General features: G+C 64.3%; 4 protein-coding genes. All 4 read right to left on the minus strand.

All coding sequences use genetic code 11. The features are described 5' to 3' along the window. Positions 1 to 196: 196 nt before the first annotated feature. Entirely contained in the window at positions 197 to 1381 is a 1185-nt protein-coding gene (locus tag RM463_RS15615; RefSeq protein WP_311430548.1) for an HlyD family type I secretion periplasmic adaptor subunit, read from the minus strand. Between the two features lies 1 nt (position 1382). After that, positions 1383 to 3521 carry a type I secretion system permease/ATPase gene (locus RM463_RS15620; RefSeq protein ID WP_311430549.1) on the minus strand — a complete coding sequence of 713 codons (2139 nt, stop codon included), beginning with the start codon at positions 3519 to 3521 and terminating at the stop codon, positions 1383 to 1385. Between the two features lie 3 nt (positions 3522 to 3524). Continuing rightward, the gene (locus tag RM463_RS15625; protein WP_311430550.1) at positions 3525 to 4748 is read right to left on the minus strand and encodes a TolC family protein; all 1224 of its coding nucleotides are present in this window, start codon (positions 4746 to 4748) and stop codon (positions 3525 to 3527) included. Positions 4749 to 4837: 89 nt separating this feature from the next. After that, positions 4838 to 10900: an Ig-like domain-containing protein gene (locus RM463_RS15630; RefSeq protein ID WP_311430551.1), complete on the minus strand. Its 6063-nt coding sequence runs from the start codon at positions 10898 to 10900 to the stop codon at positions 4838 to 4840. Between the last annotated feature and the right edge of the window lie 21 nt (positions 10901 to 10921).

Consider the following 10921-nt stretch of genomic DNA (forward strand, 5'->3'; position numbering starts at 1 on the left):
GGCGGCCGCGTAACGCTCAGTATGGGGGCTCACCGGGCGGCTGGCGATGCTGGGTGCTACTGTTTCCCCAGCTGGTGCAGCCCTCCATGCTCTTTCCCGCACCACGCATGGAGATCCAGGCCCATAGCCGGCGTAGGCCCTGCCGGCACCGTCAACAACACGCCATTACCGAACGATGTCAGGCACATTACGAACTTCAATACAGCCTGGCCTTGATGATCGGCTTGAGCAGATAGCTCAGCAGTGATCGTTCCCCCGTCTGGATATCGACCTCGGCCACCATGCCGGGCCGAATGGCGAGACGCTCGCCGTGGCGCTCCAGGTGGGCTTCCTCGGTGTGCACCAGCACCTCGTAGTAGGACACCTTGCCACGCGGCGTTTCCTCTTCGATGGTATCCTCGCTGATCTGCTCCACCGTGCCTTCCAGGTCGCCGTAGATGGTGTAGTCGTAGGCCGTGATCTTGACGCTGGCCGGCATGCCCGGCGCCACGAAGGCCACGTCTTCGGGTCGAATACGCGCCTCGATCAACAGCTGGTCTTCCAGCGGCGTGATTTCGAGGATCGGCTCGCCAGGCTGGATGACACCGCCGGTAGTGGTGACCATGATATCGTTCACCCGCCCATGCACGGGCGACACAATCTCTGTACGCTCAAGCTGGTCGCGACGCTGCAACAGGGTCTGCTCCAGCGTCGACAGCTCCGCCTGCTTGGTGGAAAGCTCGGCATAGGCGTCCTGGACATAGGTATTGCGCATCTCGGCCAGCTTGCCGGCCAGCGAGGCCACCGTCTGCTGCAGCTTCAGCACCTCCATCTCGCTGACGGAGCGTCGCTCGACCAGCGGTTCCAGCAGCCTCAACTGGCGCCTGGCGATGGCCATCTCGTCCTCGATGGAGGCCTCCGCCTGCAGCAGACGATTGCGCCGGGCCTCGAACAACGCGCGTTCGGAGCGCGCCAGCTCGCCCTGTTCATCGATATCGTCGGGAAAACGGATGCTCTCCTGCTCCAGCACCTCCGCTTCCAGGCGCGCGATGGAAGCCCTGAGCACCTCGACCTGACTCATCGTTTCCAGGTAGGCACTGCGAAAGCGCGTATCGTCCAGCCGCAGCAGGGGCTGCCTTGCGGCGACCCGCTCGCCCCGCTGCACCAGCAGGCGCTCGAGAATGCCGCCCTCCAGGCTCTGTATCGTCTGCATGCGTGACAAGGGCACCACCTTGCCGTCGCCGCGAGTGACCTCGTCGATGGTGGCCCAGGACGCCCAGGCGATAAAGCTCGCGATGGTGGCGACGCAGGCCCACAGGATGGCGTGGGTCCCCTGAGGCAGCGAGCCTCCCCCCTGTAGGTGCTCCAGCACCCGTCGCTGTCGTGATGTCGTGCTAGCCATGTCACTGCCCTCCTGCGGCGCGGGCGGCCGTGGTCCTGACCCGATTGCCCGAGACCACCTTGTCGACGGGGCCATCCATGACCCGTCGGCCATCCTTGAGCACCACCGCCCGGCGTACCAACGACAACAGCGACTTCTTGTGGGTGGAAATCACCACCGTCCGCCCCTCCAGCCAGCGCGAAAGGAAGGCGATGACCTGCTGCTCGTTGGACTGGTCGTAGGCAGCCGTAGGCTCATCCATCAGCACGATGCGCGGATCCTGCAGGATCAGCCGGGCCAGGCCGACCGCCTGGCGCTGTCCACCGGACAGGCTGGCATTGCCTTGAAGCGGCATATCCAGCCCCAGGGCGTGTCGCCGGACGAAGCGACCGAGGCCGACATGGTCGAGCGCCTCCATCAGTTCCTCGTCGTGATAGGCGCCGCCATCCAGCATCAGGTTGTCGCGCAGGGTGCCGTGGAACAGCGCGATGTCCTGGGGCACATAGCCGATGGCCCGGCGACGATCCCCTGGCTCGATCTGGCTCAGGTTCACCTCGTCGAGCTGGACCGACCCGCTCGCCGGATCGATCAACCCCGCCAGCAGCCGCAGCAGGGTCGACTTGCCCGCGCCGTTGCCCCCCAGCAGAGCGATGCGCTCGCCCGCGGCGATCGACAGCGAGTCTAGCGCCAGGGCCGGCGGCGCGTCCTGTTGATAGGCGAGTCCGACCTCGCGCAGTTCGTAACGCCCCTGGACCCGCTCCTTGCGCACAAACTGGCGTCCAGCGGGGCGTTCTGTTGGGGCGTCCATCAGGCTATCCAGGCCCTCCATGGCGACCTTGACGTGCTGCCAACGCGCCAGGATGCCGGCCACCTGCGCCATCGGCGCCACCACCCGTGAGGTCAGGATGGTACAGGCGATCAGGCCACCGACGGTCAGCTCGCCGGCGGCGATGACGTAGACACCGGCGATGACCACACCGACATACACCAGTTGCTGGACCATGGAAGCGCCGTAGGTCAGCTTGGATGACAGCCGCCGATGGCGGGCGGAGGCGTCGGCGAGCTCCCCCGACAGGCTGTCCCACAGCCGTAAGTGGCGGCCCTCGGCACGGCTGGCCTTGACCGATTCCAGATGGTCGATGGTCTCGAGCAGTACCCCCTGGCGCACCGCCCCTTCACGCAGGTTCTGGCGCGACAGCCGCGCCAGCTTGCGCTGGGCCAGCAGGCCGGGCAGCACCATCATCACGATGCCTGCCACCGGTACCCACACCATGTCGCCACCGATAAAGTAGATGACACCGAGAAACAGCACGACGAAGGGCAGGTCACTGATCGCACCGATGGTGGAAGACGTCAGGAACTCGCGAACGCTCTCGAACTCTCGAATCTGGCTGGAGAAGGCCCCCACCGATCCTGGCTTGGCCGCCAGGCGCAGGCTCATCACCTGTGAAAAGAGCCGCGACGACAGCTGTTGATCGAGCTGCTTGCCGGTATTGTCGAGCAGGCTCGCCCGCAGTACCCGCAGGCCAAATTCGAGCAGGATCGCCAGGCCGACACCGCTGGCCAGGATCCACAGGGTGGAGAACGCCTCATTGGGCACCACCCGGTCATACACCTGCATGGCAAACAGCGCCGTACCGATGGCCAGCAGGTTGGCCATCAAGGCCGCCACGCCGACCTCCACCCAGGTTCCCCAGCAGCGGCTCAGGGGGCCTTTCAGCCAGTGCTCCTGGGGCTCCTCGGCGAAGCCTCCGGCCCGATCATCCGGCTGAAGGTCCGGCCTGGCAACGATCGTCACGCCGGTGTGCCTGGCGCAAAGCTCTCGGGGGCTCCAGGACTCGGTGCCACCACCGCTTTCACTCAGCAGTACCTTGATCGCGCCCTCTTCACGGGCCACCACCGTTACCCAGCGCTCGTCGTCCAGCTCTATCAGCACCGGCAGCAGGTCATCGGCCAGCCTGTCCAGCGGAACATCGAGGCAGCGTGCCTTCATCTGTACCCGCCTCAGCGCGCGCGGCACCTCGGACACGGGTAGCTGCCCCTGCTCCAGCGGCAGGCCGTCGCCGAGTTCGGCGGTGGTGCAATGCCGGTCCCACTGCTCGCACAGCACGACCAGCCCCTCTCGTAATGCGTCTCCAGTCACGCCTTGTGACGACTCCATCGCTCAGCCTCCCTGCGCGATATCCTGTTCCTCGAACCTCGGCACGACGGCGGCCAGCGTTCCCAACTGCGAAGCGGCCCGGTACTGCAGGCGCAGTTGCTGGATTTCCACGTCGATACGCTGTCTGGCCGCTTCGAACCGCTCGCTCTCGATACTGAGCAGATCGGCGATATCCCTGAGGCCGACGCTGAACTGGTCTTCGTAGGTCGCCAGGACCTCGCCGGCCCGATCGATCTGTTCCTCGAGCCCTTCCAGGCGCCACTGGGTCACCTGGTACTGCTCCTTCAGGCCGGCGATGGTGCGCTGAAGATCACGCTGGGTGGCCCGCCGCGAGAATTGCGAGGACTCCACCCGCTGGGCGGCAGCGTCGGTCCTTCGCCAGTTGGACAGCCCCTGAATGGGCTCCATGCGCACACGCAGGGCGATCACCTGGTCCTCCTCCATCACTCCGCCGACCTCACGCCTGAGCAGCGAACCCTCGAGGTTGAGCTGCGGCATCAAGGCCGCCCCGGACTCTTCCAGCTCAGCCTTCGCCACAGACACGTCGGCCTCGCTCTGTTCGAGCACCGGGGCGTCCTCGATCGCACGGTCCACCTGCGCCGGCGCGGCCAGGCTTGCCAGATAATCCTCCGGGTCGGGCATCTGGGTGGCCAGGATGTCCCGTTGCAGCAGCACCCGCAGCTCCTGCCGGGCCTCACGCAGTCCACCCCGCTCCATCGCCAGTTGCTCGCGGGCGCGGGCGATGTCCAGGCGGCTGCGCTCGCTTTCGCTGCGATCACTGTAGCCACCAAGATCACGCTGGTCGGTCATCGCCGCCAACGCCTCGAGCCGGCCCAGGTAGCCCTCCACCTCGACGACACGGCGTTGAGCCGCCACCACGTCGAGGTAAAGCTCGATGATATCCAGCGCCACTTCGTCGCTGGTCACCTTGAGCGAAGCCAACCGATGCCGATATTCGGCCGACGCAGACGCCACCTGTGACGCAATGCGCCCCCAGTCATACAGCACCTGGGTCGCCGTGACGTCGTAGCCGAACTCTCCCATCAGCGAGTTCTCGGGGCCCGCCGACACCTCCACCGAGGGCCAGTAGCTATCGCGCGCGATATCCACCTCAGTAGCGGCCACGCGGACATCGGATTCCGCGGCCCCGACCTGGGGGTTGACGGCGAGCCCCTGGACCACCGCCTCCGACAGACTCAGCGCCTGGGCCTGAAGGACGCAGACCATCAGCGCCCCGCCAGCGAGCCACGAACGGCGCCTTGCCCTGCGTGATCGACCTGGCCTTGCTTTCACTGCACCAGGCGCTACCCCCACCCTCAATTGACCTCCACATTGACGGTGTCTTCCACCAGCAGCGTGGTGCTGCCCAGGCTGTACTCGACATAGGTAGTATCGCCGCTGGTCTGCTCGTTGCCCGTGGCCACGGCGCCGGTAGCGCTGAGCGTATCGCCGTCATCGCCTTCCACCGTCAGCAGGTTGTCGTCATCGGTCAGGGCGATGGTTTCACTCTCATCGAGGGTCAGGCGGGATGCCCCGTCGTCGTCCCCCAGATCGATGCGTTCGATATTGCCAACCGTTCCGACTCCAGGGTCGGTCAGGTCGAGGTCGATGCCGCCATCGAGCAGCAGCACATCCTCACCGGCACCGCCGTCGATGGCATTGAAGTTCGTCCCGGAAAGACGAATCTCGTCGTTGCCGGCTCCACCATCGAAGGTATCGCTGCCCTGACCATCGATCAGCAGATCGTTGCCATCGCCACCGTTGAGGACGTCGTCGCCTGCTCCGCCTCTCAGCAGATCATTGCCGCCCCCCGCGTCGATGGTGTCGTTACCGGCGTAGCCATAGAAGCGTTCGTTGCCGAGGCCACCATCCAGGTCGTTATTGCCTCCATCGCCTTCTTCGATGTAGGTGCTGCCGCCGAAGAGCTGATCCAGGACTTCGGTCTGCGCCAGGTTGACGACCAGTTCGCTGTCCTGAAGTCCTTCGGTATCGGTAGCGCTGATCCGAAGCGCGTTCAGCACGCTGGCCTGCAGGTTAGTGCCAAGATCGAGCAGACCACCGTCGCCATCAGTAAACTTCACGCTGCCCAGCAGTTCATTGACCGCCAGATTGTCGATGGGACCACCATCCAGTGCGGTGATCGTCAGCGAGGCCCGTGGCGCCACGAGCCCGAGGACGCCGCTGGAGCTCTCGGTCGAGATGCTCAGACCGAGCTCGTCGGCCATGGCCTGGGACGCCGTCAGTTCGACCGAGTCGGTCAGATTGATATCGAGCAAGGGGCGGAAGTCGATCGTGACCGACTCGAGATTGTTCTCGGCATCGGCTGCCACCAACGCCTGACTATTGAGGTCGATGATGCCCAGCGCCGAGACATCCAACAGCCCCAGCAAGCCGCTGTCGGCCTGCACGATCGGCGCGGTATTGTCCGGATCGGGGTCACTCGGGACCATCGGCGTATCCAGCGTTCCGGTCTCATCGACCACCACACTGGTGGACGCATTGTCGCCGTCCCCATCGGTCAGGGTCGCGCCGATCTCGGTGAACGACTTGAAGCCGCCGACCGCCGTCTCTCCCGCCTGAACGGTGGTGTCCACCGAGAGATGGCCGCCCTCGAGAAGTTGCTGAATGATCTGCCAGTCGGACGCCGTATCGGCTCCTAGATCAATCCCTTTGAGCAGGATGACCTGGTCCGTGGCGCTATCAGCGTAGCCACCCAGGTAGCCGCCGCTGGAGCTGACCTCGAGGCGGGTATCGCCATCCGCGGTGCGCACGAAGTGCAGGAAGCTGGTCAGGTTGCCGGGATCGGTACCGATCCTGACCTCGTTTTGCAAAAGGCCCTGAAGGTCCAGAATATCGCCATCGCCGAGGGAGAAGTCGGTGATGGTATCGACGACAGGGCTACCGGCGGCCCCAGCGTCTCCGGCTTCAAAGCGGAACACATCGCGGCCCGTCCCACCGGTCAGGGTATCGGCTCCGGCGCCGCCGATCAGCAGGTCATCGCCGTCTCCTCCCGACAGGATATCGTCGCCGGCGCCCCCCCGCAGGATGTCATTGCCGGCGCCGGCGCTCAGGGTATCGTTGCCGCCGTAGCCATAGAGGCGATCGCTGTTGGCGGTGCCGGTGATATTACCCGCATCGGGATCGGCCGCCCCGTCGCCATCTTCTACAAGGTAGCCAGGCGCGTCGCCGCCATTGAGCAAACTGACATCGGCCAAGTTCGTCAAGGACACCGGCTCACTAGAGTTTCCAGCAGCATCTTCGACCGAAACCTTCACCGTTGGCGTTAAATTAAGGCCAATTAGAGACTTATCAAAATAGATCGAACCGAGGAACTCGTTCCACTGCTGAGTACTAAGCTCATCACCATTGGCTTCCATGGTGATGACAGCCTCTCCATCAAAAAGCCCCAGCAGACCTTGCCCTGTCTTATTGTCATTATTCACCGTCAACCCAAACGCACGGGCCATTTCCTCCGAATATTGGAACCCGGAAACCCCTAGATTTAAGGAAGAATTAAAGGATATCGTGACTTTGTTTATGTCATTGTCAGCATCCAGGACGCCGTAACTCTGGTCTCCACCAAAGCTTAATAAGGTAAGCGCCTCGACCCCGACAAGCCCGAGTAGACTCCCGTCATCTCCCAGCCAAGCCTGTGGAGCCTCATTGGCAGAAAAGTCGCGACCATCAGCAGCATCTTGCGTAAAGCGGTAGGTCCCGTCGGCAAGATTGACGTCAAATGTCTCACCTTTCACAGTGGTGACCGTCAACTGGCTGGACGTATCGTCGTATTGGTAGCCGGCAATCAGGTCGGACTGACCCTGCTGCTCCACGCTACCGCTATCCTGGGCGTAGCTAAAGGTCACCCCATCGATCACGATGGAGCTGACCACACCGCCATCGGCGCCAAAGTCATCGACCAGCGTGCCTTTCACCGGCTGTGTCATCGCGCCGGTATCGATGATGACAGGAGCCGCGGCGTCGGGCACGGCGTCGGTGAGCTGGATCTCCAGGCTGCCCTCGGCGCTGTTGCCGGCGTCGTCCACGGTCGAGACCTGGAAGCCAAGGTCCAGCACATCCGCACCGAGCGACGGGTGATCCAGCGCCGCCAACTGGGTAAAGGTGTAGGCCCCCGTTGCCCCGTCGATAACCAGCGTCGCGACGTCACTGCCTGCCGCCGTCGCCGTCATGATGTAGCTCTGTTGCTGGGCATCGTAGCTGCCCGCCCAGGTGACATCGCTGCCACCGGCGGTAAGCCCCTCTGGTGGGATGACCGAGATCTGCGCCAGATCCCCCCAGTCATTGCCGGCCACGGCCAGGTTGCCCGAAACCGTGGCACCCACCGCTTCGTTCAGCGCCTCGCTGCTGTCGGCGATCAATGCCCCCGTGGTGTCCAGGGTCGAGGTATCGGTCACGGTCCCGCTATTACCGGCGGCATCCTCAAGCGTCATGGTGACCGTCAATTCGCCATCGGCAAGCGCGCTGAGGTCGAGACCCGTGACGCTCACCGTGCCATCGACAGCCACGGTAATAGCGCTGGGGTCGACGGTGATATCGGCGGTATCACTATCTTCGTCACTGATCACGATGCTGGACAGGGTGCTGTCAGCATCGATCTGCCCGCGAAGGGAAATATCCGTCGCTTCCGCATCGCCGATCAGCTCATCATCGAAGGCGATCGCGTTGTTCGGACCGCCAGGCGCGGTCGTATCCACGTTGAAGTCGAGAGCAGCAGACGGCTCGGAGCTATTGCCGGCGGCGTCGGCAATCACCGCATCGACGCTGTAGCTGCCGTCTGCCAGCGCATCGCTCGGGATCACGATGTTCGCGCTGCCGGCGTTGACATCGTCCGCCGTGACCGTGTGGGTCACGTTGTCGGCGTTATCGATCTGCAGGGTGATGGTGTCCCCGGCCTGGGTGCCGTCCGTCAGCTCGATGCGGGCCTCTACCCCATCGGCCAGTTCACTGGCGTTGATGGCGCCGTCCGCGGCTTCGGTGATCGTAAGCATCGGGGCTGCCGTGCCGTCATCGCCACCAGGGCTGGTGGTGTCGACGATCAGTTCAAAGGCCGTGCTCGGATCGGAAGTATTACCGGCAGCATCAGTGGCAGTAGCGGTAAAGCGGTAGTCACCTTCGCCCAGTGGGTCCGTCGGTGTAAAGCTCCAGTTGCCGCTGCCGTCGGCGTCGACGGAGCCCAGTACGGTGTCTCCGTCGAGGATGGTCACCGTGCTATTCGCCTCGGCGGTGCCGGTCAGTGCCGGGGTGGTGTCGTCGGTGCTGTCACCGCTGGTCAGCTCCCCGGTGATATCTCCCACCTCATCTGTCACCGACGTGATCACCGGTGCCATCGGCGCGATGGTATCCACGCTCAGCTCGAAGGCATTGCTCGGCTCCGAGGTATTGCCGGCGGGATCCGTCGCGGTGACCGTCAGGCTATGGCTGCCTTCGCCCAGTGGGTCCGTCGGTGTAAAGCTCCAGTTGCCGCTGCCGTCGGCGTCGACGGAGCCCAGTACGGTGCCACCGTCCCGGATGGTCACCGTGCTATTCGCCTCGGCGGTGCCGGTCAGCGCCGGGGTGGCGTCATCGGTGCTGTCACCGCTGGTCAGCTCCCCGGTGATATCTCCCACCTCATCTGTCACCGACGTGAGCACCGGTGCCATCGGCGCGATGGTATCCACGCTCAGCTCGAAGGCATTGCTCGGCTCCGAGGTATTGCCGGCGGGATCCGTCGCGGTGACCGTCAGGCTATGGCTGCCTTCGTCCAGTGGGTCCGCCGGGGTGAAACTCCAGTTGCCGCTGCCGTCGGCGTCGACGGAGCCCAGTACGGTGTCTCCGTCGAGGATGGTCACCGTGCTATTCGCCTCGGCGGTGCCGGTCAGCGCCGGGGTGGCGTCATCGGTGCTGTCACCGCTGGTCAGCTCCCCGGTGATATCTCCCACCTCATCTGTCACCGACGTGATCACCGGTGCCATCGGCGCGATGGTATCCACGCTCAGCTCGAAGGCATTGCTCGGCTCCGAGGTATTGCCGGCGGGATCCGTCGCGGTGACCGTCAGGCTATGGCTGCCTTCGTCCAGTGGGTCCGCCGGTGTAAAGCTCCAGTTGCCGCTGCCGTCGGCGTCGACGGAGCCCAGTACGGTGTCTCCGTCGAGGATGGTCACCGTGCTATTCGCCTCGGCGGTGCCGGTCAGCGCCGGGGTGGTGTCATCGGTGCTGTCACCGCTGGTCAGCTCCCCGGTGTTATCTCCCACCTCATCTGTCACCGACGTGATCACCGGTGCCATCGGCGCGATGGTATCCACGCTCAGCTCGAAGGCATTGCTCGGCTCCGAGGTATTGCCGGCGGGATCCGTCGCGGTGACCGTCAGGCTATGGCTGCCTTCGCCCAGTGGGTCCGTCGGTGTAAAGCTCCAGTTGCCGCTGCCGTCGGCGTCGACGGAGCCCAGTACGGTGTCTCCGTCGAGGATGGTCACCGTGCTATTCGCCTCGGCGGTGCCGGTCAGCGCCGGGGTGGTGTCATCGGTGCTGTCACCGCTGGTCAGCTCCCCGGTGATATCTCCCACCTCATCTGTCACCGACGTGATCACCGGTGCCATCGGCGCGATGGTATCCACGATCAGCTCGAAGGCGTCGCTCGGCTCCGAGGTATTGCCAGCGGCATCGGTGGCAGTAGCGGTAAAGCTGTGGCTTCCTTCGCCGAGGTCTGAGACCGGGGTGTAGCTCCAATGGCCGCTGTCATCCGCAACGGCGGTGCCCAGCACGCTGTCTCCGTCCCGGATGGTCACCGTGTTTCCCGCCACTGCGGTACCGGACAGCGCCGGGGTGGTGTCGTCGGTGCTATCGCCGCTGGCAAGCGTATCGGTCACCTCGCCCACGTCGTCCGAGGCGGTCGTGATGCTCGGTACCTCAGGCGCGGCAGTGTCCACGCGGAATTCGACTTCAGGAGACACCTCAGAGCTATTACCCGCGGCATCAGAAATTACCGCCGTAACGCTGTAATCGCCGTCTGTCAGCGCATCGCTCGGGATCACCATCGGGGCGCTGTCGTTGGTGACGTCGTCCGCTGTGACCGTATAGGAAACCTCGGAGGTCACGTTATCGGCATCGGTGATACGCAGCGTAATGGTGTCACCGGCCTCGGTGCCGGGGGTCAGGCCAACCTCGGCCTGCACGCCATCGGCCAGTTCACTGGCGTTGATGCCATCCGCGGCCTCGGCAATCGTCAGAGTCGGGGCGTCTGTACCGGCGTCACCACCGGGGCTGGTCGCATCCACGTTGAAGGCGATGCTGTTGGACACCGCGGAGCTATTGCCCGCGGCATCAGAAATCACCGCCTCGACGCTGTAGTCGCCGTCTGCCAGCGTATCGCTCGGAATCACCACCGTGGCGCTGTCGTTGGCGAT

Source organism: Halomonas sp. LES1 (assembly GCF_031846005.1).
In the GTDB taxonomy this organism is placed as follows: domain Bacteria; phylum Pseudomonadota; class Gammaproteobacteria; order Pseudomonadales; family Halomonadaceae; genus Halomonas.